Origin of the sequence: Streptomyces sp. NPDC051364 (genome assembly GCF_040682115.1) — a bacterium.
Taxonomy (GTDB): Bacteria; Actinomycetota; Actinomycetes; order Streptomycetales; family Streptomycetaceae; genus Streptomyces.
The window spans coordinates 481,884-508,844 of sequence record NZ_JBFBAH010000002.1 but is presented as its reverse complement, the minus strand read 5'-3'; the positions used below and the strand labels follow the sequence as shown (position 1 = coordinate 508,844).

General features: G+C 75.3%; 14 protein-coding genes. 10 read left to right on the top strand and 4 right to left on the bottom strand.

Annotated features, from left to right (window positions below; all coding sequences use genetic code 11):
* Positions 1-25: 25 nt before the first annotated feature.
* Positions 26-670, bottom strand: a complete 645-nt coding sequence (locus AB0M76_RS06170) for a TetR/AcrR family transcriptional regulator (protein WP_365951767.1) — start codon at positions 668-670, stop codon at positions 26-28.
* 178 nt (positions 671-848) lie between these two features.
* On the opposite strand from AB0M76_RS06170, the gene AB0M76_RS06165 reads away from it, so the two are divergent.
* The 7 genes from AB0M76_RS06165 (at position 849) to AB0M76_RS06135 (ending at position 10,895) form a co-directional block, all read left to right on the top strand.
* A complete protein-coding gene (locus AB0M76_RS06165) occupies positions 849-2,531 on the top strand; it encodes a ricin-type beta-trefoil lectin domain protein (RefSeq protein WP_365951766.1) in 1,683 nt (560 codons plus the stop codon).
* Positions 2,532-2,739: 208 nt separating this feature from the next.
* Positions 2,740-5,070, top strand: coding sequence for an alpha-N-acetylglucosaminidase (locus AB0M76_RS06160; RefSeq protein ID WP_365951765.1), 2,331 nt, complete (start codon positions 2,740-2,742; stop codon positions 5,068-5,070).
* 222 nt (positions 5,071-5,292) lie between these two features.
* Positions 5,293-5,679: a hypothetical protein gene (locus AB0M76_RS06155; protein ID WP_365951764.1), complete on the top strand. Its 387-nt coding sequence runs from the start codon at positions 5,293-5,295 to the stop codon at positions 5,677-5,679.
* Positions 5,672-6,706, top strand: coding sequence for a polyprenyl synthetase family protein (locus AB0M76_RS06150; protein WP_365951763.1), 1,035 nt, complete (start codon positions 5,672-5,674; stop codon positions 6,704-6,706). Before AB0M76_RS06155 ends, AB0M76_RS06150 begins: the two co-directional genes overlap by 8 nt.
* 128 nt (positions 6,707-6,834) lie before the next feature.
* Positions 6,835-8,016 carry an oxygenase MpaB family protein gene (locus AB0M76_RS06145; RefSeq protein WP_365951762.1) on the top strand — a complete coding sequence of 394 codons (1,182 nt, stop codon included), beginning with the start codon at positions 6,835-6,837 and terminating at the stop codon, positions 8,014-8,016.
* A 157-nt stretch (positions 8,017-8,173) separates the two neighbouring features.
* On the top strand, positions 8,174-9,778 hold the full coding sequence (locus AB0M76_RS06140; protein ID WP_365951761.1) for a molybdopterin-dependent oxidoreductase: 1,605 nt from the start codon (positions 8,174-8,176) through the stop codon (positions 9,776-9,778).
* 46 nt (positions 9,779-9,824) lie between these two features.
* The gene (locus AB0M76_RS06135) at positions 9,825-10,895 is read left to right on the top strand and encodes an alpha/beta hydrolase-fold protein (RefSeq protein ID WP_365951760.1); all 1,071 of its coding nucleotides are present in this window, start codon (positions 9,825-9,827) and stop codon (positions 10,893-10,895) included.
* On the opposite strand, the gene AB0M76_RS06130 is transcribed toward AB0M76_RS06135, so the two are convergent.
* The 3 genes from AB0M76_RS06130 to AB0M76_RS06120 form a co-directional block, all read right to left on the bottom strand.
* A complete protein-coding gene (locus AB0M76_RS06130; protein WP_365951759.1) occupies positions 10,896-12,146 on the bottom strand; it encodes a cytochrome P450 in 1,251 nt (416 codons plus the stop codon).
* A gap of 83 nt (positions 12,147-12,229) precedes the next feature.
* Positions 12,230-13,480, bottom strand: coding sequence for an Ig domain-containing protein (locus AB0M76_RS06125; RefSeq protein ID WP_365951758.1), 1,251 nt, complete (start codon positions 13,478-13,480; stop codon positions 12,230-12,232).
* Between the two features lie 112 nt (positions 13,481-13,592).
* Complete coding sequence (locus tag AB0M76_RS06120) at positions 13,593-14,486, bottom strand: LysR family transcriptional regulator (RefSeq protein WP_365951757.1); 894 nt, start codon at positions 14,484-14,486, stop codon at positions 13,593-13,595.
* A gap of 623 nt (positions 14,487-15,109) precedes the next feature.
* On the opposite strand from AB0M76_RS06120, the gene AB0M76_RS06115 reads away from it, so the two are divergent.
* From AB0M76_RS06115 to AB0M76_RS06105, 3 genes are read left to right on the top strand one after another with little or no spacing between them, the layout of a single operon-like run.
* On the top strand, positions 15,110-22,159 hold the full coding sequence (locus tag AB0M76_RS06115; protein ID WP_365951756.1) for an SDR family NAD(P)-dependent oxidoreductase: 7,050 nt from the start codon (positions 15,110-15,112) through the stop codon (positions 22,157-22,159).
* Positions 22,152-26,651 carry a beta-ketoacyl synthase N-terminal-like domain-containing protein gene (locus AB0M76_RS06110; RefSeq protein WP_365951755.1) on the top strand — a complete coding sequence of 1,500 codons (4,500 nt, stop codon included), beginning with the start codon at positions 22,152-22,154 and terminating at the stop codon, positions 26,649-26,651. The genes AB0M76_RS06115 and AB0M76_RS06110 overlap by 8 nt, the downstream gene beginning before the upstream one ends.
* Positions 26,641-26,958: an acyl carrier protein gene (locus AB0M76_RS06105; protein WP_266635248.1), complete on the top strand. Its 318-nt coding sequence runs from the start codon at positions 26,641-26,643 to the stop codon at positions 26,956-26,958. Before AB0M76_RS06110 ends, AB0M76_RS06105 begins: the two co-directional genes overlap by 11 nt.
* Positions 26,959-26,961 lie beyond the last annotated feature (3 nt).

Genomic DNA, 26,961 nt, shown 5'->3' with positions numbered 1-26,961 from the left:
TCCCTTCGAGCGGCTTCGGGCGGCTTCAGGCGGCGGCAGGCCGGTTGGCCTCGATCAGCTGGCGCAGGGCGCCGTAGTACACCTCGTGGTCGGTCAGGGCCGGCAGTACGTCGGCCAGCCCGCCCGAGAGCACGGGGAACCGCTCCGGATCCAGCGCGGCGAGGGCCGCCCGCGAGGCGGCGGTGGCTCCGGCCGGATCCCGGTGATCCACGAAGGCGGCGCTGCCGAGGGTGAGCAGGTACATACGGCGGTAGGCGGTCATCGCCTCGGCGGCGGTCATCCCGGCGGCCACGCTGTCGGCGAGCGCGGGCTCGACCAGCCGGGCCAGCAGCTGGCGGCCGAGCCAGGGGCGGCCGCCGCGGAGCACCAGCAGCCCGGGGTGGGCGGTGAGCAGCCGGTAGAGGGCGGTGAACCGCAGCTCGGTGGCCTCGGCCCAGCCGGTCCCGGCCGGGATCTCGGGCAGCTGCCCGGCGAGGTGCTCGGTGCACAGGTCGAGCAGTCCGGCGAGGTCGGTGCAGCGGCGCTGGACGGTGGCGTGGGAGACCTCGAGCCGGTCGGCGAGGGCGCGGAAGCTCAGCGCGTTCGGCCCCTCCTCGTCGACGAGGCGCAGGGCGGCGACGGCGATCGCATCGGGCGTCGCGCGGTCCAGGGCGGCTGATCTCCTCGGCATGAGATACACCGTATCAGACGATGGAACATACGACGTATCGCCACCGCCCCTCCCCGATCGTGTGACGCCGACTACGGCCATATTGCTGGTCATTGAGCCATAACCATCGACTTATGTTGACAGCGGGTAGTCGCACCGCTGCACTGAGCGCACTGCAGCCCCACCTCAAGGAGTCTCCGTGCCGCCTCGCCTGCGTGCGTCGCTCCCCTGCCTGACCGCGGCCGCCCTGCTCGCCCTCTGCCTCGCCCCCGCCCCCGCGGCGGCCGAGCCCTACGCGACCTCGGACAGCCCGCTCGCGCTCACCCCGCCCATGGGCTGGAACAACTGGGCGCACTACATGTGCGACATCGACGAGGCCAAGGTGGTCGCGAACGCCGACGCACTGGTGTCCAGCGGCCTCGCCGCCAAGGGCTACGACACGGTGACCGTCGACGACTGCTGGATGACCAGGAGCAGGGACGCGGACGGCAGCCTGGTCGTCGACACGCAGAAGTTCCCGCACGGCATGGCCTGGCTCGGCGAGTACCTGCACGCCAAGGGCCTGAAGTTCGGCATCTACGAGGACGCCGGCTCCCTCACCTGCGAGCGCTACCCCGGCAGCGGCTCCCCCGACGGCGGCGGCCCGGACCACTACGCCCAGGACGCCCGGCAGTTCGCGTCGTGGCAGGTCGACTACGTCAAGATGGACGGCTGCAACCTGTGGGTGCCGCCCGAGAAGACGAAGGAGCAGGCGTACCGCGACGCGTACAACGCCGTCGCCGAAGGCCTGCGGGAGAGCGGCCGCGACATGGTGCTCTCGGCTTCCGCCCCCGCCTACTTCCAGCAGGGCGAGTGGGGCGGCTCCGACTGGCACAAGGTCCTCGGCTGGGTCGGCGAGACCGGCCAGCTGTGGCGCGAGGGCAAGGACATCAAGGTCTACAACGCGACCGCGCCCGCAACCTCCCGGTGGAGCTCGGTGCTGGGCAACTACGGCTACAACCGCTGGCTCGGCCGGTACGCGAGCCCCGGCAACTGGAACGACCCCGACTTCCTGATCGCGGGCGCCCCCGGGCTCACCGCGGCCGAGAGCCGCAGCCAGGTGGGCCTGTGGGCGATGATGGCGGCCCCGTTCATCCTGTCCTCCGACGTCTCGAAGCTCACCCCGGCCGGGCTGGCCGCCCTGGGCAACACCGACCTGATCGCGCTGGACCAGGACCCGATGGGCCGCCAGGGCGCGGTGCTCTCCGCCAACGCCACCTTCGAGGTGCTCGCCCGGCCGCTGGCGAACGGCGACCGCGCCGTCGCCGTGCTCAACCGGTCCGCCGGCACGCGGGACATCTCCGTACCGCTCTCCGACATCGGGCTGTACTCCTGCACGGTCGACGCCAAGGACCTGTGGAGCGGCAAGAGCACCGAGGTCTCGACCTCCCTGACGGGGAAGGTGGCGGCGCACGACACGGCGGTCTTCCGGCTCACCCCGCGCGAGGGGTGCGGCGCGGCCGTCCCGACCGGGCAGATCACCGGGAACGGCGCCCAGTGCGTGGACGGGGTCAACACCTCCGGGGTGGGCGCGGTGGTCCTTTCGCCGTGCACTGCGGCCGCCGACCAGCGCTGGGTCCTGGGGCCGGAGGCGAGCGTACGCCTGACCGGCAAGTGCCTGTCGGCGGGTGAGGACGGAGTCGTGGAACTGGCCGCCTGCGCGCCCGGCGAGCCGGGCCGGCGCTGGACGCACCGCCGGGACGGGGCGCTGGTCGAGGACGTGAGCGGGCTGTGCCTGACGGCTCCCGCCGCGGCCGCCGCCCCGGACGCCCCGGCCGAGCGGCTGCGGCTGACCGACTGCGGCGAGCACCGGGTCGACCAGGCCTGGTCCCTGCCGGTCTGACGACCCGCCGGGGCTGCCGACCGGGCGCCGTCCGGAGCCGGCCCCGGACGGCGCACGGTCGGCAGCCCCGATCGCGCATCGGGCCACCGGCCCACGACGCAGCACGCAGCACGCAGCACGCAGCACGACCAGACCGGACCCACGGGCCCCGGCACGGGACGGGGTCCGGATCAGACCGGGATCAGACCACGGATCGGTGACTCATCGGATGACGAACTCCCCGCCCCGGCGCCGGCGGCGCGCGCAGCTGCGCCGCCAGGCAGCCCTCGCCACGCTGCTGGCCCTGCTCTGCGCCGGCTCCCCCGCACTGGCCGACATGGCCGACGCGGACCACGTACGAGGCCCCGCGCTCGCGCCCGTACGGGACCACGCGCGCGGCCCGGCACACCGCGGCTCCCCCGGCGCGCCGAAGCCCCGGGCCTTCGACGCCGGGCCCGCGCGGGCCGCGCTGGAGCGGCTGCTGCCGCGCCATGCCGCCCAGTTCACCCTCGTACCCGATCCGGCCGCCGGGGCCGACACGTTCACGGTGTCCGGCTCGGCCGGCGCCATCACCGTGCGCGGGTCCACCGGCGCCACCCTGCTCACCGGCGTCGGCTGGTACCTCCAGCACATCGCCGGGGCCGACATCGGCTGGCCCGGCGACAGCATCGGCATGCTGCCCGCGCGGCTGCCCGCCGTGCCCGCGCCGGTCACCCGCAGCGCGCTCGTCCCGCACCGCTACGCCCTCAACGACACCGACGACGGCTACTCGGGCCCGTACCGCACCTTCGAGCAGCACCAGCGGCAGATCGACCTGCTCGCCCTGCACGGCATCAACGAGGTGTTCGTCCAGGCCGGCGCCGAGTACCCCTACTACCGGGCGCTCCAGGGCTTCGGCTACTCCGCCGCCGAGCTGCGCGAGTGGATCCCCGGCCCCGGCCACCAGAGCTGGTGGCTGCTGCAGAACCTGAGCGGTTTCGGCGGCCCGGTCTCCGAGCGGCTGATGCAGGAGCGCGCCGAGCTCGGCGGGCGGATCGCCGAGCAGCTGCGCGGGCTCGGCATGACCCCGGTGCTGCCGGGCTACTTCGGCACGGTGCCGCCGGGGTTCGCCGCCCGCAACCCGGGCGGGACGACGGTGGCGCAGGGCGACTGGGCGGGCTTCGACCGGCCCGACTGGCTGGACCCGTCCTCGCCGGTGTTCGGGAAGCTGGCCGCCGCGTACTACGCGGAGCAGCGCGCCGTGTTCGGGGACAGCACGATGTACCGGATGAGCCCGCTGCACGAGGGCGGGAAGGCGGGCACTGTCGACGTGAAGGCGGCCGCCGGCGCCGTCCAGTCGGCGCTGCACGCCGCGCACCCGGGCGCGATGTGGGCGGTGCTGGGCTGGCAGGACAGCCCGAAGGCGGAGCTGCTCGCCGGGGTGGACACCTCGAAGCTGCTCATCCTCGACGGGCTGTCGGACCGCTACAACCGCCTGGACCGCGAGGCGCGCTGGGGCGGGGCCCCGTACGCGATGGGCACGATCTACAACTTCGGCGGGCACACCACGATCGGCGCCAACTCCTCGGTGTGGATCGAGCGGTTCGGCCCCTGGCGGGCCAAGACCAAGAGTGCGCTGAAGGGCATCGCCTACCTGCCGGAGGCGACCGGCACCAACCCGGCCGCCTTCGACCTGTTCACCGATCTCGCCTGGGAGCCCGGGACGATCGACCAGCGCAAGTGGTTCGCCGATTTCGCGGGCCGCCGGTACGGGCGGCCCGACAAGGAGGCGGCGGCCGCCTGGGAGGAGCTGCGCACGGGCCCGTACAGCACCTCCTCGGGCCTGTGGTCGGAGTCCCAGGACAGCCTGTTCACCGCCCGGCCCGGCCTGACCGCGGTGGGCTCGGCGTACTGGAGCCCCAAGTCGATGCGCTACCCGGCCGATGCGGTCCGCCGGGCCCTGGACCACCTGCTCAAGGTGGATCCGGAGCTGCGCGGCTCCAGCGCCTACCGCTTCGACCTGGTGGACACCGCCCGGCAGGCCCTCGCCAACCACTCGCGGGTGCTGTTGCCGAAGATCAAGGCGGCCTACGAGGCCAAGGACCTGACCCGGTTCCGCGAGCTGACCGGGCAATGGGCGGACGGGGAGCGGCAGTTGGATGCGATCACCGGTTCCGACCCGAACTTCCTGCTCGGCAACTGGCTCTCCGCGGCCCGCTCCTGGGGCGCGGACGAGGCCGAGCAGGACCGGTACGAGTACGACGCCCGCTCGATCCTGAGCGTGTGGGGCCGGCGCAGCACCAGCGAGGGCGGCTTCCTGCACGACTATGCAAACCGCGAATGGAGCGGGCTGGTCGGGGAGCTGTACGCGCCCCGCTGGGCGGCCTACTTCGAGACGCTCGAGGAGTCACTGGTCCGGCGGGCGGCGCCCCGGGAGATCGACTGGCACGCGTACGAGGAGGACTGGGCCCGGCGCACCACCCGGCATCCGAGCGGGGCGAACGGCCCGAGCGGGGATCCGCACACCCTGGCCACGGCCGTCGCCACGGCCCTGAAGTCCTGGGAGGGGGCCGCCCGCTGACCTTCTACACCACCCGGCACGGCGGCGGTCGGATCATGCTCTGATCATCACCCGCCCGTGGGAATCCCGGTACTCGTGCGAGGGAGAAAACCTCCTGCGGTTCGACGCACGGGACGGGCACTCGGTTGACTGTCCGGAGCGATCAGGGGCGGCCGTCGGAGCATCCGGCGGCCGCCCCTTCCGACGCCGTGACGGCCCGACGCCAGCAGGAGTGCACCGAGCATGTCCCAGACCGGACACGAACGGCCCGGACAGCCCGGGCATCCCGCACAGCCCGGGCCGGAGGGCGCCGCGCAGGACGCCCCGCCGACCGGGGACCACGGGCCCACCGGGGACCGCAAGCCCGCCGTGACCCTGGAGCTGCTGACGCTCCTCGCCGCCGGGGTCGCCGATCTGGCCCTCGACCAGTTACGGCAGTCCGCCGACCGGGCCCAGGACGTACTGCGCCGCCCCGACCTGCGGGACCTGCTCACGGACGGGGTCGTGGAACTGCGCAAGCGCGGCGAGCTGGCCACCCGCCGGTCGGGAGCGGGAGCGGAGAACCACCTGGAGACCATGGCCCGGCGGGCCGCCGAGCGCGTCGCGGGCGAGGGCCACCCCCGTGCATGACCACACCGGCTTCAAGGAGCGCATCGACGAGGTGCTGGTCCGGCTGGCCGACGAGGAGGAGCAGGCGCTGCTCGGGCTGCACGTCGAACTCTTCCCGCTGTCCGAGCAGTTGCGCCGCTCGCTGGCGAGCGGGAAGCGGATCCGGGCCGCGTACCTGTACTGGGGCTGGCGGGCGGCGGGGCAGCCCGACTGCGAGGGCGTGATCCGGGCCGCGGCCGCGATGGAGCTCGTCCACGCGGCCGCCTGCACCCACGACGACATCATCGACGACAGCCGGATGCGGCACGGCCGGCTCACCGCGCACGCCGCCTTCGCCGCCGCCGGACAGCGCTCCACCGCCCTCGCGATGATCCTCGGCGACCTGCTGATGGGGTACGCCGGACACGTCTTCAGCTCCTGCGGGCTGCCCGGCGCCTATCTGGCCCGGACCGTCCCCCTCTGGTCCACGCTGCTGCGCGAGACGATGGCGGGCGAGTTTCTGGAGGTGCTGCGCACCCGGGCGCAGCCGGCCCGGGAGCCTCAGCTGGCGGAGTCGCTGGAGGTGGCCCGCTTCAAGACGGCCAAGTACACCGTCGAGCGGCCGCTGCACCTGGGCGCCACCCTCGGCGGGGGATCCCGCGCCCTGCTGGACGCCTTCTCCGCGTACGGGCTCCCGCTCGGCGAGGCCTTCCAGCTGCGCGACGACCTGCTGGGCACCTTCGGCGACCCGGCCAGGACCGGCAAGTCGAACGTGGACGACCTGCGGGACGGCAAACCGACCGCGCTGCTCGCCCTGACCGTCGCGGCGGCCGGCGCCGACGACCGGCGGCTGCTCGCCAAGCTGGTCGGCCGGCCCGACCTCGGCGAGGAAGAGGCCGCGGCCGTACGTGAGTTGATGGAGCGCTGCGGGGCCCGGCAGCAGGTCGAGGACATGATCCGGGAGCGCATCGCCCGGGCCGCCGCCGGGCTGGACGCCGTACCGATGCCCGCGGAGGCGCGGTCCGCGCTGTGCGAGCTCGCCGGAAACGCAGCCGAGCGCTCGCTGTAGCCGCGGGCGGCGCCCGGCCCACGGCCGCCGGCCCCCGGCCCGCTCCGGCCTCCGGATCCCGCACCCCCGCCCCCGCCTCCGCTCGCGCGCCCGCGCGCGCTCCCGAACAGACGAGAAGGACGAGTGAAGTGACCACCGCCAACACCGCCTCACCACGCCCCCGTTACGACGACGCCGCCCTCGACGCCCTGTCCGCCCAGGGTGATCCGCTCGCCGACGAGACCGTCGCCGCGCTGTTCCACCGCAACGAGGTGGGCGACTTCAACACGCTCATGCGGTTCTTCACCACCGCCGGGGACCCGCTCCCCGAGCGTCTCCCGGCCTCCGCGCGCGCCTACTTCGAGGCCACCGCCGTGCCCCCGGCCTGGGTCGACTGGGACGTCATGGAACAGGCCCGGCTGTTCTTCATGGACAACGCCGCCCACATCAACACCGGCCTGTCCTTCGCCGCGATGCCCGTCAGCTACGCCGTCCCCCGGATGGCCCGGCTGCTCTCCTCGACGCACTCGCTCGCGTACCCCTCCCGGCGGATGGCCAACACCGGCCAGTTCGTCACGTACCTCATGCGGACCGACTCCTTCGCGGAGGGCAGCAAGTTCATCCCGGCCGCGCAGAAGGTCCGGCTGCTGCACGCGGCGGTGCGCCACCACCTGCGCCACGGCGGCCACTGGGACGTCGAGCGGGACGGCCTGCCGATCTGCCAGGAGGACATGATCGCCGGGCAGACCTTCTTCTCGCTGCTGGTGCTCGACGCCATGCACCGGCTCGGCGTCCACATGAGCGAGGAGGGCGCGGAGGCCTACTACTACGCCTGGCGGGTCGTGGCCGCCCTGCTGGGCTGCGACATGTCGGCCGTACCGGAGAACCTCGCCGAGGCCCGCGCGTACTGCGACCTCTACCTGCTGCGCCATCTCGGCCCCTCGCCGGAGGGAGTCGGCCTGGGCGCGCAGCTGCTGCGGCTGTACGAGGACGTGGTCCCCGGCACGCTCTTCGACCCCATGGTCCCGGCCACCGTCCGCTACCTGGTCGGCGACACCATCGGCGACTGGCTGGAGATCCCGCGCAGCCCCTGGGACTCGGCGGCCAAGGCCGTCCCCGTGTTCCTGGGGCTGCTGGAGACCATCGAGGACAGCAGCCCCTTCGCGGAGTGGGCGCTGGACAAGGCGGGCTCGCTGCTCGCCGGCTTCGAGCTGTCCGCGCTGACCCGGGGCCGGGTCATGCACCACGCCATCCCGGCGGAGCTGAAGGCCGAGTACGGGGTGAAGGCCCCGCGCACCGGGCGCTGGGTGCCGCCGGCGCCGGTGCACTGACCCGAACGGGGCCGAACGGGCGCGGCCGGGCGCAGGCCCGCCCGGGTCGGAGTGACACTGGAACCGGCGGGCGGGTCCCCTCCCGTACCGGCGCCCGACACCTGGCATCCGGTGTCCGGCACCCGGTATCCGGCTTCGCGGCGGACGGTGACTGCGCATGACCCGTGTGAAGGCAGACCTGGGGCGGCGGCGCCGCATCCTGGGCGGTGCCGTCTGCGGGCTGGTCGCCGCCTGCGCGGGACTGGCCGTGGCGGAGCTGGCTTCGGCGGCCGTCCGGCCGGAATCCTCCCCGATCACCGCGGTCGGCGGAGCCGTCGTCGACCGTACGCCGGTCGGCGTCAAGGAATGGGCGATCCGGGAGTTCGGCACCGCCGACAAGCTGCTGCTGGCCCTCGGGATCATCGTCGTGCTGGGTGCGGTCGCCGTCGCGGCAGGGGTGCTCGCCGTACGGCACCTGCCCGCCGGGATCGTGCTCGCCGGCTGTTTCGGGCTGGTCGGGGCGGTGGCCGCGCTCAGCCGGCCGGAGGCGACCTGGCGCGACGCGCTGCCGTCGCTGGTGGGCGGGCTGGCCGCCGCCGGGGTGCTGTTCCTGCTGGTCCGCGCGCTGGCCAGGCCCCGCCCGGTGGGCGCGCCGCCGGGCGGGGCCTGGTCGGTGGACCGGCGCGGCTTCGGCCGGCTGGTCGCCGCGGCCCTCGTGGCCTCGGCTGGGATCGGGTACGCGGGGCGCCGGCTCGGCGCGTACGGCTCGGCGGGGGCCACGGCCTCCCGGGCGGATCTGGTCCTGCCGAAGCCGGCCGTGCCCGCGCCGCCCGTCCCGCCCGGCGCCGACCTGCGGGTGCACGGGATCTCCCGGTTCATCACGCCCAACCGGGACTTCTACCGGGTGGACACCGCCCTGGTCGTCCCCCGGGTGGACGCGGACACCTGGCGGCTGCGCATCCACGGCGAGGGCGTCTCGAACCCGCTTGAATTCGGGCTGCGCGAGCTGCTGGCCCGGCCGCTCGTCGAGCACGACATCACCCTCTGCTGCGTGTCGAACGAGGTCGGGGGACCGTACGCGGGCAATGCCCGCTGGCTCGGCGTGCGCCTGGCCGACCTGCTGCGCGAGGCGGGGGTCCGGCCGCCCTCGCAGGGCGGTCCGGCGGACCAGCTGGTGGCGCGCTCGGTGGACGGGATGACGATCGGCACGCCCGTCGAGACGGTGATGGACGGCCGGGACGCGCTGCTGGCCGTCGGGATGAACGGCGAGCCGCTGCCCTTCGCGCACGGCTTCCCCGTACGGATGGTCGTACCGGGCCTGTACGGGTACGTCTCGGCGTGCAAATGGCTGCGCGAGCTGCAGCTGACGACCTTCGCGGCGTACGACGCGTACTGGGTGCGCCGGTCCTGGGCGCAGCAGGGCCCGGTCAAGACGCAGTCCCGGATCGACACCCCGCGCCCGTCCGCCGAGCCGGAGGAGGGCCGGGTGGCGGTGGCCGGGGTGGCATGGGCGCAGCACCGCGGGATTTCCCGGGTCGAGGTACGGGTCGACGCGGGCCCGTGGCACGAGGCCCGGCTGGGGGCCGCGGACGGCAACGACACCTGGCGGCAGTGGGTGTGGGAGTGGGAGGCGACCCCCGGCGCGCACAGGCTGGAGGTCCGCGCCACGGACGGCACGGGCGCCGTCCAGACGGGCGTGCGCACCGGGACCGTCCCCGACGGGGCGACCGGGTGGCACTCGGTGTCGGTGCGTGTCCGCCCCGCCTCCCGGAGGAAGGCATGATGCGGACACCCTGGGAAACCGACCCGCACGTCAGGAGCCGGCCCTCGTGGAGCTGACCAGTACGTCGTTCCTCGTCACACTGATCGCCGTCACCGCGCTCGCCATGCTCGCCGCCCTGCTGCTGTGGAACCGGATCCCGGGACCCGGGTGGGTGCGGTGGCCCGTGCGGGTGCTGATGATCGGGCTGTGCCAGCTGACGTCCATCGCGGTGATCGCGACCTGGATCAACGGCAGCTACGGGCTCTACTCCTCCTGGAACGACCTGCTGGGCACGGAGTACGTGCAGAACTCCTCGGCGATGACGGGGCGGCCGCTGGGCCGGGCCAAGTTCACGCAGGGCGGCGACGGAACGCAGACCACCTATTTCCGCGGCTCGCATTCGAAACTCGCCGGGCAGGTGATCGTGTGGACTCCGCCCGAGTACCGGGCCCCTGGCGCGGAGAAGACCCGGTTCCCGGTGCTGATGCTGCTGCACGGGTATCCGGGCTCGCCCCGGACCTGGATCGACCTGGGCAACATGCCCGGCGCGCTGGAGCAGCTGGTCCGGCTGGGCGCGGCGCACCCGTTCATCCTCGTGATCCCGGAGATCTACCCGGGCGGGGTGAACACGGACTGCAGCAACACGCCGACGCGGAAGGTGGCCGGCTGGCTCGCGGAGGACGTGCCGGACCTGGTCGCCAAGAACTTCCGTACCCTGCACGAGCCCAGCGGCTGGGGGGTGATGGGCGTGTCGACCGGGGCGTTCTGCGCGGCCAAGCTGCCGTTGCAGTACCCGAAGGTGTTCCGGGCGGGCGCGGCCCTGGACCCGGACCCGCTGGCCGGGGACCCGGAGGTGCTGGCCGACCCGGCCCTGCGCGAGCGCAACAGCCCCCTGTGGCTGGTCCGGCAGGCCAAGCGGGCCGACGTCGGGCTGTTCCTGGCCACTTCGGCGCAGGACAAGGACAGCCCGCCGCAGCAGCTGGAGGCCTTCAGCCGGGCCGCGGCGGGCAGCGGGGTCCGGGTGAGGACCCTCGTCCGCCCGGCCGGCGGCCACAACTTCCAGACCTGGACCGGGATGTACCCGGAGGCGCTGGGCTGGCTGAGCACGGAGCTCCAGCCGCCCGGAGACGGCCGGTAGCTACGGCCGGGTCAAGCGGACGGGCAGGGAGTCGACGCTGTTGCCGATGAAGCTGCGCTGGTGCGGGAGTTCGGGCTCGGGGACGGCGAGGTCGAGGTCCGGGAAGCGGGTGAAGAGCCGCTCCAGGGCGATGACGGCCTCGAGGCGGGCGAGCGGGGCGCCGACGCAGTAGTGCGCGCCGTGCCCGAAGGAGAGGTTGCGGGCGGCGGTGGGGCGGGTGATGTCGAAGCGGTCGGCGTCCGGGCCGTGGAAGGCCTCGTCGCGGCCGGCCGCGGTGTAGCCGGCGAGGACCGGGGTGCCCTGCGGGATCACGGTCCCGTCGACGGTCAGGTCGCGGGTGGGGTACCGGAACGGGAACCAGCTGACCGGTCCGTCCCAGCGCAGGGTCTCGTCGACCACGTCGGACCAGGTGGCCTTGGAATCCTGCACCAGGGCGAGCTGGTCGCGGTGGGTGCACAGGGCGCGGACGGCGTTGCTGATCAGGTTGAGGGTGGTCTCGTGGCCGGCGACGAGCATCAGGCGCATGGTGCCGATGAGTTCGGCCTCGCTGAGCCGGTCGCCGTCGCCCTCGCGGGCGGCGATCAGCGCGCTGGTCAGGTCGTCGCCCGGCTTCTCGCGGCGGGCGGCGGCTATCGTGCCCATCAGCTCGACGAGCTCCCGTACGGCGGCCATCGCCTCGGCGGGGGTGGTGTCGGTGGCGATGATCACCGTGTGGGACAGGTGGTGCAGCCGGCTCCGGTGCTCGGGGTCCACGCCGAGCAGCTCGCAGATGACGCTCATCGGCAGTGGCAGGGCGAAGTGGGTGCGCAGGTCCGCGACACCGTCGGGGGTCTCGGCCGCGGCCCGGCCGAGGTCGTCGAGGAGCCCGGCGGTCAGCTCCTCGATGCGCGGCCGCAGCCGCTCCACCTGGCGGGCGGTGAAGGCGTTGCCGACGAGGGAGCGCAGCCTGCGGTGGTCGGCGCCGTCGGAGGTGTGCATGCCCTGGGCGTTGGCGAACGCCCGCAGCGGCCAGTCCGGCGGGATGGTGCCGTCGTGCAGGGACGGGAAGTGCCGGGCGTCCTTGGCCGCGTCGGGGTGGGCGAGCAACTCCTTCAGCGCTTCGTGCCCGAGGACGACCGCCCCAGGGACCCCGCCGGGCAGGACGACGTCCGCCACGGAGCCCTGGGCGCGCAGCCGGGCATTGAGGGCGTGCGGGCAGCCGCCGGCGGGGTCGATGACGTACGCGGGCGCGGGTGCGTTGTCGGGTGACAAGCGGGTTCTCCTGACCGTATGGACGAAACTCGGCCAACAGTGCGGCCTGGAGGCCGGGTTGTACAAGTCCGCCCAGTCCGGGGTCAGAACCAGGTGAGGGCGAGGGGGAAGGCGGTGCTCGCGGTGGCCCCGGTGGAGTCGGTGGCGGTCACCGTGACCTGCACGGTGCCGCTGCCCCAGGGCTTGCCGGTGATCCGGCCGGAGGCGGTGTCGAGGGCCAGGCCGAACGGCAGGCCGGCGGCGGCGAAGCGGACGGGCGGCTTGCCGCCGGTGGCGGTGAGCCGGATGGTGCAGGACTGGTTGAACTTGCAGGTCTGCGGGCCGGGGTCGGCGACCTTCAGATCGCCCGGGCCGGGTGTGGGGCTGGGGGTGGGCGTGGGGGTGGGCGTGGGGGTGGGCGTCGGCGTGGTGCCGCAGCCCGGGGTGGCTTCCGGGGGCAGCGGGACCCGCCAGATCTGGGTGTCGTTCTCCGATCCGACGAGCAGGCTGGTGCAGTCCGCGTACGCGACGGTCTCGCCCTGGGACTGGGCGGGCAGGGCGACCTCCGCGAGCTTGGTGCCCGCGGTGTCGTACACGGTGGCGGTGTTGGCGCCGAGCGGCCCGCCGCTGCGCAGGGTGTACGAGGCGCCGGACGGCGAGAACGCGCCGTCGGTGGCGAAGACCGGACCCGGGCGGACCGCGGTGAGGGTGTTGACCTGCCCGGTCAGCGGGGGAAGCGGGGCCTTGTACAACTGACCGGCCGCGCCGATGAGTTTGCTCGCGACGTAGAGCTGCCCGGTGACGGGGTCGGCGAGCAGGGACTCGGCGTCGTGCCGGCCGTCCGCGTAGGCGAAGCGGTACGTCACCGGCGTGACGGTGGCATCGGCGAGCTGCTCGGGCTCGGCGAAGGCGTGCACGGTGATCTCGGCGCGCCCGCTGAAGTTGTCGCCGATGTCGCCGACCAGGATGGCCGGAAGGCCGGCCGCGTCCTTGCCGAGGGCCAGCCCCTCCCAGTCGGTGTTGCCGACACCGGAGACGGTGTACGTGGCCCGGAGCCGGCCGGTCGCCGTGGTGCAGTCGATGGCGAAGACCTGGTTGGTGTTGCCGCTGTCGTTGACGGCGTAGAACACGCCGGGGTGCTTTCGGCTCATGGCGAGTCCGCTGAGCTCGGCCAGGCCGCCGGGGAGCGTGCACCTCTTCTCCGGTGCCAGGGCCGCGGCGGGAGCGGGCGCGGAGGTGGGCAGGCCGGCCGGGGCGGCGGTGGCACTGGCCATCCAGACGGCCGCCGGGAGGAGTGTGGCAAGGGCCGCGGTCGCGAGGGCGGCGGCCCGTGGGGGCGTGAGGAGTCGGGACATGCACACAATGTGATGGCACGTCAGGTGCCGTCGCCAGGGCCGGCGGACACCTCTTTGAACATGGTTCAATGCCGTGCGGGCATGGCTGCCGCGACCTGCCGGTGGTTTTCGGTCAGCGCGCCGGCTCCCGTACGGGTGCGTTGTGCCGGGCGTGCGCGATGAACGCCCGGGCCGCGCGGCTCAGCGGCCGCCGGGCGTGCGCGATCCCCACCGGGCGCAGCAGGGGCGGGGAGAAGGAGCGGATCTCCGCGCGGTCACCGAAGGCGCGCGCGGCCACGTCCCGGTACCAGATGACCGAGCCGCGGCCGTCCGTCACGCCCGTCACCCAGGCGAGCCGTTCGTCGGCCTCGAGGGAGGGCACGGGGCGCACTCCCAGGCAGCTGAACATGGCTTCCATCTCGGTGCGCCGGCCGGCGCCCGGGGTCGGCAGCACCATCGGAAGGCCGTCGAGCAGTCTGAAGGGCATCGGGTCGGGCAGTTTGCAGCCGTTCGGGGAGATCAGCACCACCTCGCGCTCCTGGATGTGGTGCGTGGACAGCTCCTTGTCCACCGGCAGGTCCACCAGGGCCAACTCGGCTCTGCCCGTAGTGAGTTCCTGCACGAGGGACTCCCGGCTGTCGTGCTGCTGGAGCCGGATGTCCACTCCGGTGTGCCGTTCGGTGAAGGCCGGCACCAGGTCGGCGGCCAGGTCCAGGGCCAGGGTGGGGGTCGTGACGAGGGTCAGGACGACCCGGACGCCACTGCCGTGCGCGGTCCCGATGTCGTCGATCGCCTCCACCGCGTCGAGGACGGTACGGGCGAGCCGGACGGCCCGGGCCCCTTCCGGCGTGAGGTCCACGCCCCTGCCCCGGCGGGCGAGGAGTTCGACTCCGAGGTCGCGTTCCATGGCCTGGATGGCCCGCGACAGGGCGGACTGGGCGACGAAGACCGAGGCGGCAGCGCCGGTGATGGAACGGCAGTCCGCGACGGCCACCAAGTAGCGAAGCTGCGCCAGGGTGGGGGTCATGACCGGACGGTAACCTCGCCATGCCGCACCCGTAAGGGCCGCAGGGGTGACCAAATACCCACCCCCTGAGCGGAGTTCATGCCCGATGGGCGACAAGGTATGCCGGTGCGGCATGAGCCCGGCCCGGTGCGGTACGCCCACCGGCGCGCCGGGGCGGACCCGCCCGGGCGGGATCGGCGCAGGCCACCGGCCCCGGTGGGGCCGCAGCGGGCCCGCCGGGGCGCATTCCGGGGCGGCCGCCGGCGCCCAAGGGGCGAAACGGCGTACTCCGCATGACCGTTGACAGTGCAGGGCGGCCACCGCACGATGCATCGCGGCATCAGGGAAGTTGACCACTGTTCAAACCCGCCCGAGGCGGTACTCGGGTCGCCCGGGCGGCCCGAGCACCGCCTCCCGGCGGGAGACCACGCCCGCGCACGCCCCCCACGGCACGACCAGCGCACGCGCCCCGCACCCTCCGCCCTCCCTGCACCCCCCGCACTCCCCCGTACAGCCGCGTCCGGCCCCGTCCGGCTTCCGTGCGCCCCCGGTACGCGCCGGGGTGCGCCAGCTTGCGCCGGGGTGCGCCGGATGCGCTGTCACGCATTGCGACATGTCACACAGCACCGACCAGAGGAGCGCTCGTGACCCCCCAGCCCCCGCGATCCGCCGCCATCCGTGACCTGGTCGTCGCGGTCAGCCCGTTCGAGGAACCGCATCCGCGGATCGTGATCGCCGCCGAACGGGCCGGGGCCCTCGGGCTGCTCGACCTGGGCCGGGATCCCGCGGCCGCCCGCCACGGCTTCGCGGAGCTCGCCCGCCGGCTCGGCGGCCGGCGCCGGTACGGGGTGCGGGTGCCCGCCGGATGCCCGCTCGGGCCCGAGGACCTGCCGCCCGAGGTGGACACGGTGCTCGTCGCCGACCCCGCGGAGCACACCCCGGAGCAGATGGCCGCCTGGGCCGGGGGCGGGCGGCGGCGTGCCTGGGCCGAGGTCACCGGCCGGGCAGAGGCCCTGATCGCGGTGGCCGCCGGGGCGGTGGCGCTCGTCGCGAAGGGGCACGAGGCCGGCGGCCGGGTGGGCGGCGCCACCACCTTCGTACTGCTCCAGCAGCTGCTGGCCGGGCCCGGACTCGGGGTGCCCGTGCTCGCCCGGGGCGGGATCGGGCCGCACACGGCGGCCGCGGCCGTCGCGGGCGGAGCCGCCGGGGTGCTGGTCGACGTACAACTGGCCCTGACCGCGGAGGGCGAGGCGGCCCTGCCTGCCGAAGTGGCCGCCGCGCTCCGGGCGATGGACGGCTCCGAGACCCGGCTGCACGACGGTCACCGGGTGTACGCGCGGCCCGACCTGACCCCGCCCGAGGGTCCGGCCGATGCGCTGCTCGGAGCCCGGGACCTGCGGACCCAGCTGCTGCCGGTCGGGCAGGACGGCGCCTCGGCGGCCCGGCTGGCCGCGCGGTACCGGACGACGGGCGGGGTGCTCCAGGCCGTACGGGCGGCCGTCACCGGGCATCTGGAGGCCGCGGTGCGCACCCGGCCGCTGCTGCGGCCGCTCCCCGTCGCCCAGGGGCCGATGACCCGGGTCAGCGACCAGGCCGCCTTCGCCGAGGCGGTGGCCGCCGGGGGCGGGGTCCCGTACCTGGCGCTCGCGGTGATGGACGGCGCGGACGTACGCAAACTGCTCGCCGAGACGGCCGAGCGGCTCGGGGACCGCCCCTGGGGCGTGGGACTGCTCGGCTTCGCCCCGCCCGAGCTGCGCCGGGAGCAGCTGGCGGCCGTGGCCGAGGTCCGGCCGCCGCACGCGATCATCGCCGGCGGCACCCCGGCCCAGGCGGCGCCGCTGGAGGCGGCCGGGACCGCGACGCACCTGCACGTGCCCTCGCCGGGGCTGCTGCAACGGTATCTCGCCGAAGGGGCGCGGCGGTTCGTGTTCGAGGGGCTGGAATGCGGCGGCCACGTCGGGCCGCGCACCTCGTTCGCGCTGTGGGAGGAGCAGATCGAGCTGCTCCTGGGATGTCCCGAACCGGCCGCCCTGGACGTCCTGTTCGCGGGCGGCATCCACGACGCACGCTCCGCCGCGATGGCGGTGGCGGCCGCCGCGCCGCTGGCCGGGCGGGGCGCGCGGATCGGGGTGCTGATGGGGACCGCGTACCTGTTCACGCAGGAGGCGGTGGCCGCGGGCGCGGTGCTGCCGGGCTTCCAGCAGGCGGCGGTCGAGTGCACGGAGACGGTCCTGCTGCACACGGCTCCCGGGCACGCCACGCGCTGCGCGGCCACTCCGTACGCCGAGGCGTTCGAGGCGACCCGGCAGCGGCTCGTGGAGGGCGGGACCGAGGCGCGCACCGTGTGGGAGGAGCTGGAGCGGCTGAACCTGGGGCGGCTGCGGATCGCGAGCAAGGGGCTGCGGCGGGGTGCGGCGGCGCCGGCACCGCTGGAGCGGGTGGACGAGCAACAGCAGTACGCAGAGGGTCTGTTCATGCTGGGCCAGGCCGCGACCCTCCGTACCGGGACCACCACGGTCGCCGCCCTGCACGCCCAGGTCACCGAGGGGGCGACCGGGCTGCTGGACCGGCGCGCCGCCGAGCTGGCGGCCGCCGGGCAGGACGGGCCGGCCCCCGGGGAGCCCGTGGCCGACCCGCTGGACATCGCCATCGTCGGCATGGCCTGCGCCTACCCGGGCGCGCCCGATCTCGCCGCCTACTGGGCCCGGATCCTCGCCGGGACGGACGCCGTGACCGAGGTGCCGCCCGAGCGCTGGGACCCGGCGCTCTACTACGACGCCGACCCGGCGCGGGCCGGCGAGCGCACCCCCTCGCGCTGGGGCGGCTTCCTCGACCCGGTACCGTTCGACGCGCTCGCGCACGGCATCCCGCCGGCCTCGCTCGCCGCCGTCGAGCCGGTCCAGCTGCTGGCCCTGGAGATCTCGGCGCGGGCCCTCGGGGACGCGGGGTACGGCCGGGACCGGGAGTTCGACCGCTCCCGTACCTCGGTGGTCTTCGGCGCCGAGGCCGGTACCGAGCTGGCCGGGGCGTACGGGCTGCGCGCGCTGCACCCCGCCTACCTGGGCGAGCTCCCGCCCGGGCTGGACGAGCAGCTGCCCCGGCTCACCGAGGACTCCTTCCCCGGCATCCTCGCCAATGTGATCGCGGGCCGGGTCGCCAACCGGCTCGACCTCGGCGGCGCCAACTGCACCGTCGACGCCGCCTGCGCCTCCTCGCTGGCCGCACTGGACCTGGCCTGCCGCCAACTGCGCGACGGGGACAGCGACATGGTGCTGTGCGGCGGCGCCGACGTGCACAACGGGATCAACGACTACCTGATGTTCTCCTCGGTGCGGGCACTGTCCCCGAGCGGGCGCTGCCGGCCCTTCGACGCGGCGGCCGACGGGATCGCGCTCGGCGAGGGCGTGGGCGCACTGGTCCTCAAACGGCTCGCGGACGCGGAGCGGGACGGCGACCGGGTCTACGCCGTGATCAAGGCGGTGGGGGCGGCCAGCGACGGGCGGTCCCTCGGCCTGACCGCGCCCCGGCCGGAGGGGCAGCGGCGGGCCCTGGAGCGGGCCTACGCGCGGGCGGGCATCACCCCCGGCGAGGTGGGGCTGATCGAGGCGCACGGCACCGGCACGGTGGTCGGGGACAGCACCGAACTGACCGTGCTGACCGAGCTGTTCGCCGGATCCGGGGCTACTCCGGGGTCGTGCGCGCTGGGCTCGGTGAAATCGCAGCTCGGGCACACCAAGTGCGCGGCCGGGCTGGCCGGGCTGATCAAGGCCGCCCGGGCGGTCCACACGGGTGTCCGGCCGCCGACCCTGCACATCGAGACGCCGAACCCGGCCTGGCAGGCGGAGACCAGCCCGTTCGCCTTCCCCACCGAGGCGCGGCCGTGGGCGGTCCCCGCCGAGCGGCGGATCGCCGGGGTCAGCGCCTTCGGCTTCGGCGGCACCAACTACCACGCGGTGCTGGCCGGTTACGGGGGCGCCGAGGAGGCTGCGCACGGGCTGGAGGAGTGGCCCGCCGAATTGTTCTGCTTCCGCGGCGAGGACCGGCGGGCGGCGGGGCGGGCGATGGCCCGGCTCGCGGCCCGGCTGGAGGAGAACGAGGCGGCCGGGCGGCCGTGGGCCCTGCGTGATCTCGCGGCGGAGGCCGCCGCCGAGGGGCAGGGCTCGGGCCCGGTGCGGGTGGCGGTCGTGGCCGGGGATCCGGACGAACTCGCGGCCCGGCTGGAGCGGGCCCGGGGCTTCACCGCGGGCGAGGGGGTCCACGTACGGGAGGATGCGGCCGATCCCGGGAAGGTGGCGTTCCTGTTCCCCGGGCAGGGCAGTCAACGCCCCGGAATGCTGGGCGAGTTGTTCATCGCGTTCCCGGCGCTTCGGGGGCTGCTGGAGACGGCTCCGCGGGCCGTGGTCTCGGCGGTGTTCCCGCCGGGCGCCTTCAGCGCCGCGGATCGGGCGGCGCAGCGGGCAGCGGTCACCGACACCCGGATCGCCCAGCCGGCCCTCGGGCTGGCCGGCGCGGCAGCGCATCTGCTGCTCGGGGAGCTCGGCGTACGGCCGGACTGCGTGGCCGGGCACTCGTACGGGGAGCTCACCGCGCTGTGGGCGGCCGGCGTGTACGACACGGAGAGCCTGCTGCGGCTGAGCGCGCGCCGGGCCGAGGCGATCCTCGCGGCCGCGGGAGTGGATCCGGGGTCCATGGCGGCGGTGACGGGCGCGCCGGAGGAGGTACGGGAGATCGCGGCGCGGTCCGGGTGCGTGGTCGCGAACCACAACGCGCCGCGGCAGTGCGCGATATCGGGCCCGGCGGCCTCCGTGGCCGAGGCGGTGGCGGCGCTGCGGGCGGCGGGGCTCTCGGCGGAGCCGATCGAGGTGGCGTGCGCGTTCCACAGCCCGGTGGTCGCGGGGGCGGCCGCCGCGCTGGCCGAGGAGCTGGCCGGGACGGCGGTTGCCGACGCCGCCGTCCCGGTCTGGTCGAACACCACGGCCGGTCCGTACCCCGCCGGCGCCGAGGCGGTACGAAGCCTTGCCGCGCGCCAGGTCGCGGAGCCGGTCCGGTTCGTGGAGCAGGTGGAGGCCATGTACGCGTCCGGTGTCCGGACGTTCGTGGAAGCGGGGCCCGGGCGGGTCCTCTCCGGCCTGCTGGGCCGGATCCTGCGAGACCGGCCGCACACGGTGGTCCCGCTGGACGTGCCGGGCGAGCACGGCCTGTTCCGGCTGGTCACCGCACTGGCGGAACTGGCTGCGGCAGGCGTGCCGGTGGCCCCCGAGGCCCTGTTCCGCGGCCGCGGCACCCGGCTGCCGGAGCGGGCCCCGCGGCGGCCGGGCTGGCTGGTCGACGGCCACCTGGTCCGCACCGCGGACGGCACCCCGGTGCCGGGTGGCCTCCAGCCGGCCCGCCGGGTGGCCCCGGCGGCGCCGGCGGTGGCGTCTGCGGTGTCTGCGGCGTCGGCGCCGGCGGACCGCCGCGAGGAGGCGGTCCTCGCGTACCTGCGCGGCTCCCGGGAACTGATCGAGGCCCAACGGGACGTCCTGCTGGGGTTCCTGGGCGCCGGTTCGCCTGCGCCACGGCCGTCGGCCGAAGCCCCCGACCGCCCGTGGCCCACCCCGGCGGACGCGCTTCCCGCCCACGGCACGGAGCTGCCCGGCCGGGCCGGCCCAGGGCAGCTCTGGGCCGACGCGGGCGGACAGCCCGCCCATGACACCGGATCAGACGGTGGACCCAGGTCCGCCGACGAGGTGATGGACATCGTCCTGGACATCGTGCACACCCGCACCGGATACCCGCACGACATGCTCGGCCCCGAGCTGGACCTGGAGGCGGACCTGTCCATCGACTCCATCAAGCGCGTCGAGATCATCGGCGCCCTGGCCGACCGCATCGGGCTCCCGCAGGACCCCGACGGCTCCGCCGAGTCCGCGGTCGAGGAGCTCTCCCGCCTCAAGACCCTGAGCGGCATCGTCGACTGGGTCACGTCCCGCACGGCAGCCCCGGCCGCCGATACGGCGCCGGCGCCGGCGCCGGCCGCACGACCTACCGCATCCCCCCGGGCCGACGCCCTGCCGCCACCGGAGCCAACGCCGCTCCCGGCCCACGGCCTCGCAGGCGGTACGGCCGACCGGGCCGGCAGGAACGGCGGCGGGTATTCGGCGACGGCATCCGAGCCGGCCGGATCCACAGCCGGCGCCCTCTCCGGCGCGGCCGGGTCGGCCGGGTCGGCCGCCCACGGGCTCGGGGCCGGCTCAGCCGAGCCGGCTGGGCCCGCGGGCCGCGGGCTCGGGGTGCGGCGGTTGCGTTTGCAGGACGTGGTCGTGGCGGGCGTGGTCGCGGAGGCAGAAGGGGTTCGGGGGCTGCAGGTCGGGGTGGTCGACGACGGGCAGGGGGTGTCGGCCGCGCTCGCCACGGCGTTGCGGGGGCACGGCGCCGAGGTGCGCGTCCTCGCCGAGGCGGATGCCGAGGGCGCTGCCGGGTTCGACGGGATCGTCGACCTCTCCGGGCTGCGGGCCGGCGCCGAGCCGGTGCTGCCCGGCGCGTTCCCCGCACTGCAGCGCGCACTCACCGGCGGAGTCCGCCGGCTCCTGCTCGCCACCACACCCGGCGGAGCCCCCGGCGCCGGTCTGCACGGCTTCGCCCGCAGCGCAGCCCTCGAGTTCCCGGGCAGCCTGATCCGCGCCGTGGAGGTCAGCGCCAAGGAGGATCCCGAGCGGGTCGCGGCGCAGCTGCTGGCCGAGCTGGGCGACCTGCACGGGGACGGCTCCTCCGTGGGGTACACCGCCGAGGGGGTCCGGATCGCCCGCCGCCCGGTGCCCGCTCCCCTGCCCGCCGCCGCCGTCGGCGACGGGACGCCACCGCTCGACGCCCGCTCCGTGGTCCTGCTGACCGGCGGGGCCCGCGGGATCACCGCCCGGACCGCCCTCGCGCTGGCCCGCGCCACCGGATGCCACGTCGAGCTGGTCGGACGTACGCCCCGGCCCGCCGCCGAGGCGGACCGCTTCGCCCAGGCCACCGACCGCGTTGCACTGCGCGCCGCCCTCATCGCCGACGGCCTCCGCAAGCCCGCCGAGATCGAGGCCGCGGCCTCGCGGATCCTCGCCGAGCGCGAAGTACGGGCCACCCTGTCCGCGCTCACCGCGGTGGCGGCCTCCGTGCGCTACCACCGCGCCGACGTCACCGACGAGCAGGCCGTACGGGCCGTCGTGGCCGACGTACGGGAGCGGCACGGCCGGCTCGACGGCATCGTGCACGGCGCCGGGGTGCTGCGCGACGGGCTGGTGCGGGACAAGCAACCGGCGGCTTTCGCCGAGGTGTTCACCACGAAGGTGACCGGAGCCCGCAACCTCGCGGCCGCGGCCGCCGAGCACGGACCGGGGCCCGCGCCGCGGTTCCTGGCCCTGTTCGCCAGCGTCTCCGGGGTGTACGGAAACCGCGGCCAGACGGACTACGCCGCGGCCAACGACGCCCTCGACTCCCTGGCGCACACCTGGTCGGCGTTCCTGCCGGGCCGGGTGCTGTCCGTCGACTGGGGCCCCTGGGCCGCGGAGGGGGGCGGGATGGTCACACCGGAGCTGGAGCGCGCGTACGCCCGGCGCGGGGTCCCGCTGCTCTCCGCCGAGGCCGCCACCGCCGCGTTCCTCGACGAGCTCGCGTACGGAACCGACGTCCAGGTGGTCCTGACGGCCCGGGAGGACGAGGGCGATGAGTGAGCGCGGGCACGGGGCGGGGCGGGGCCCGCGGCCGGCCGACGCGGCGATCGTCGGGATGGGCGCGGTGTTCCCCGGGGCACCGGACCTGGCCGCGTACCGCCGCAACCTGCTGGCCGGCACCGATGCCATCGGCGAGGTACCGCCCGGGCGTTGGGATCCGGAGGTGTACTACGACCCGGGCAGCGCGGCCGGTCCCGCGGCCGGCGACCGGTTCTACTGCCGACGGGGCGGTTTCATCGACGGCCTGGCGGTCTTCGACCCGACCCGGTTCGGGATCATGCCGGCGGCGGTGGAGGGGGCCGAGCCGGACCAGATGCTGGCCCTGCACGCGACGGCCGAGGCGATCGCCGACGCGGGCGGCGAGGACCGGCTCCCCGCCGACCGCTCGCGGATCGGGGTGGTGCTGGGGCGCGGCGGGTTCATGGGCGTGGCCACCGCCCGGCTGGACCAACGGGTGCGTACGGCCCACCAGTTGGCGCAGACCCTGCGCGAGCTGGCGCCCGAGCTCGGCGAGCGGCGGATCGCCGCGGTGCGCGCCGCCTTCCAGGACGCTTTGGGGCCGGAGCGGCCCGACGCCTCGATCGGGCTGGTGCCGAGCTTCACCGCCGCCCGGACGGCGAACAGGCTGGACTTCAGCGGTCCCGCCTACACGCTGGACGCGGCCTGCGCCTCCTCGCTGCTGGCGGTGGACCAGGCGGTGGGGCTGCTGGCGGGCGGGCGCTGCGACGCGGTGGTCGCGGGGGCCGTGCACCACTGCCACATCGCCACGCTGTGGAGCGTGTTCACCCAGCTGCGGGCGCTCAGCCCGAGCGAGCGGATCCGGCCGTTCGACCGGCTGGCCGACGGGACGCTGCTCTCCGAGGGGACCGGGGTGGTGCTGCTGAAGCGGCTGGCGGACGCGGAACGGGACGGCGACCGGATCTACGCGGTGATCCGCGGGACGGGCGTGGCCGGGGACGGCCGGGCCGCGAGCCTGATGAGCCCGCTGGTCGCCGGCCAGGTACGGGCCCTGGAGCGGGCCTGGCGGGAGGCCGGTCTGGACCCGCGGGCGCCCGGCGCGCTGGGCCTGCTGGAGGCGCACGGTACCGGGACCCCGGTCGGCGATGCCGCCGAACTGGACACCCTGGCACAGGTGTTCGGCCCGGCGGGGGACGCCGAGCCGGGCGGTATCGGTTTCGGCTCGGTGAAGTCGATGCTCGGGCACACGATGCAGGCCTCGGGCATGGCCGGGCTCATCAAGGCGGCGCTCGCGGTGTACGAGGGGACGCTGCCGCCGACCCTGCACCTGACGGATCCGCACCCGGACCTGGCCCGGACCCGGATGCGGCCGATCACGCAGGCGGAGCCGTGGGAGCGCGGGCCGGCGCCGCGCCGGGCGGGCGTCAACGCGTTCGGCTTCGGCGGGATCAACGCGCACGTGGTGCTGGAGGAGGCCCCGGGAGCCGCCCGCCCGGCGCCTCCGGTACGCCGCTTCCTGCCCCTGGGGGCCGCGGCCGCGCCGGTGGCCGCCCCGGGCGGGCGGGACGACGTACTCCTGCTCGCGGCGGACGGTCCGGCGGAGCTGGCCGAGCTGCTCGCCGAACGGACAGCCGGACCGGGCGCCGGTCCCGGGTCCGCGGGCGACGGGCCGTGCCGGCTGGCGGTGGCCGGGCCGACTCCGCAGCGGCTCGCGCTGGCCGCGAAGGCGGTGGCTCGCGGCCGGGCCTGGCGGGGCCGCGGGGACGTCTGGTTCACGCCGGAGCCGCTGGGCGGCCGGGTGGCCTTCCTGTTCCCGGGCCTGGAACCGGAGTTCGCGCCGGTGGTGGACGACGTCGCGGACCGGCTCGGCCTCCCCGCGCCACGGCTGAGCCGGGGCGGGGAGCTGATGGAACGGGCCCTCGACGCGATCGCCGCGGGACGGTTCTTCGCCCGGGTCCTGGCCGAACTGGGCATCGAGGCCGATGCGTTGGCGGGCCACAGCCTGGGCGAGTGGGCGGCGATGGTGGCCGCCGGCATGTATCCGCAGGGCGCGGCGGACTCCTTCCTGGATTCGCTGCGGCCGGATTCACTCAAGGTCCCCGATCTCGTCTACGCGGCGCTCGGGTGCGGGGCGGCGCGGGCGGAGGCGGCGCTGCACGGTGTGTCGGGGGTGGTGGTCAGCCATGACAACTGCCCGCACCAGTCGGTGGTCTGCGGGGAACCTGCCGGGGTGGGCCGGGTCCTGGAGCGGCTGCGCTCGGAGGGGGTGCTCGGGCAGGAGCTGCCGTTCCGTTCGGGCTTCCACACGCCGATGTGGGAGCCGTACCTCGGGCAGGTGCGCTCCGCGTTCGACCGGCTGCCGGTGCGGGCGGGGGCGGTGCCGGTGTGGTCGGCGACGACGCTCGCGCCCTTCCCCGCCGCCGCGGATGCCGTCCGGGACCTGGTGGTGCGGCACCTCCTGGAGCCGGTCCGCTTCAGGGAGCTGACGCTGCGGCTTTACGAGGACGCGGGCGTCCGGAGTTTCGTCGCGCTGGGCCCGGGCAGCCTGCCCGGCTTCGTCGAGGACACCCTCCGGGACCGCCCCCACCTCTCGGTGGCCACCTCGTCCCCCCGACTCGCGGGCCTGCCCGCCCTGCGCCGCACGTGCGCCGCGCTCTGGACCGAGGGCCACGCCCCGAACTGGGCCCGCCTGTCGCCGAACCCCTCCCCCGCCACGCCGACCGCCGCGGGCCACGCCGTCCCCGACCGGGCCGTCGCGCTGGACCTCGGGTCGCCTCTGGTTCGCCTGGGCGAGAGGGCCCGCACCGCGTTGGGGGGACTGGCTCCCCAGCAGGAGGTGGGCGATCAGCCGGGGCTGCTGTCCGCGCTGGACACCGTCCTCGCCGATACCCGCGCGGCCGCGCAGGCCGTCACCGAGGCCTGGTCGACCGTCCGCGGGGGGCCCGAAGCGGGTGCGGACCGTGCTGGTTCGGGGAGGGCCACGGGGACGTACCGGCTGCGGGTGTCCCTCGACGCCATGCCCTACGTACGCGACCACTGCGTCTACCTGCAGCCCGACGGCTGGCCCGAGGACTCCGACCGGTTCCCCGTCGTGCCCATGACGACCATGCTGGAGCTGGCCGCCGACGCGGCCCGCCGGCACGCCCCGCCCGGCGCTGACCTCATCGGCTACGACGACGTGCGGGCCCTGCGGTGGCTCCCCGCCGCGCCCGCCGTCGACGTCGAGGTCAGCGCCCGCAGCGACGGGCCCGGGCGGATCCGGATCGGACTCGGCCCGTACGCCTCCGTCGTCGTCCTGCTCGGACCGGGCCACGGGCAGCCGCCCGCGCCCGACACCGCTCCGCTGCGGCATCCTCGCCCCGCCCCCGTCAGCGCCGAGGCCCTGTACCGGGACCGGTGGATGTTCCACGGCCCCCGCTTCGCCGGCGTCCACGAGGTACGGACCGTAGGCGCGGACGGTATCCGCGGAGTCCTGCGGGCCCTGCCCGACCCGGGGGCGCTGCTGGACGCCGCCGGGCAGCTGTTCGGGCACTGGATGCAGCTCGAACTGCCCGTCGACCGGCTGGTGTTCCCGGCCACCGTCGACCGCATCCGGTTCTTCGGGCCACCGCCCGCCGCCGGGGAGCTGGTCGCCGCCACCGCCCGTATCCGCGAGATACGCGAGGTCACCGTGCGCGGCGACCTCGAGCTCAGCCGCACCACCGGCGAGGTGTGGGCCCGGATCGAGGGCTGGACGTACCGCCGCTTCGGCGCCGACGAGCGGGTCTGGCCGATGAAGTTCACCCCGGAGGTGTGCGGCATCGGCGAACCGCAGCCCGCCGGCTGGTGCCTGGCCCGGCGCCGGTGGACCGACCCCGCGTCGCAGGAGCTGGTCATGCGCCGCTACCTCGGGGCCGCCGAGCGGGCGGTGTACGAACAACTGCCTCCCCGCGCCCGGGCGCCGTGGCTGCTGGGCCGGATCGCGGCCAAGGACGCGCTGCGGCAGCAGCTGTGGGACGGCGGTGCCGGGCCGGTGTTCCCGGCGGAGGTCCCCGTCGCAAACGATCCCCACGGGCGGCCCGTGCCCGGGGGCGCACTGGCCTGCGGCTTCCGGCTCTCCCTCGCCCACAAGGACCGGATCGCCGTCGCCGTCGCCCACCGGTCCCTGGCGGTCGGGATCGACGTCGAGCCGGTGACCGCCGACCCCGACGCGCTGATCCGGATCGCCCTTACCCCGGACGAACTCTCCCTGGCCGAAGCCCTGTCCGCCCGCGAGGGCACGGGCCTGCCGGACGCGCTCACCGCTCTGTGGTGCGCCAAGGAGGCCGCAGCCAAGGCGGCGGGCACCGGCCTCGGCGGCCGCCCGCGCGCCTGGCGGGCGGTGGACGACCCCGGCTCCGGCGGGCTGCGGGTGCTGTCCCCCGACGGGCACCCGTACGCCCTCCGTACGTCCTTCCTGCCCAACGCTCACGTCGTCGCCTGGACCGCCCGCCCTGCGGCGCCGGACCGCACCCCCGTCCCCTTCACCCTCACGGAGACCAGCCATGGCCACTGACATCCTCGCCGAGATCACCGGCATGCTCGTGGAGATCGTCGGCGACGAGTTCCTGCTTGCGGAGGAGGTCACGATGAAGACCAGGTTCAACGAGGATCTCGCCCTGGAGAGCATCGAGTTCGTCGCCCTCGCCGAGCTGCTCCACCATCGCTACGGCGCCGAGGTGGACCTCATGGGCTTCCTCGCCGAGAAGGACATGGACGCCATTCTCGCGATGTCCGTCGGTGAACTGGTCACGCACATCGGCCGGGTCACCCATGCCTCCCTCGCCCGGGCGGCGGCCACGCCGACCGCCTCGGCCGGCTGAGCC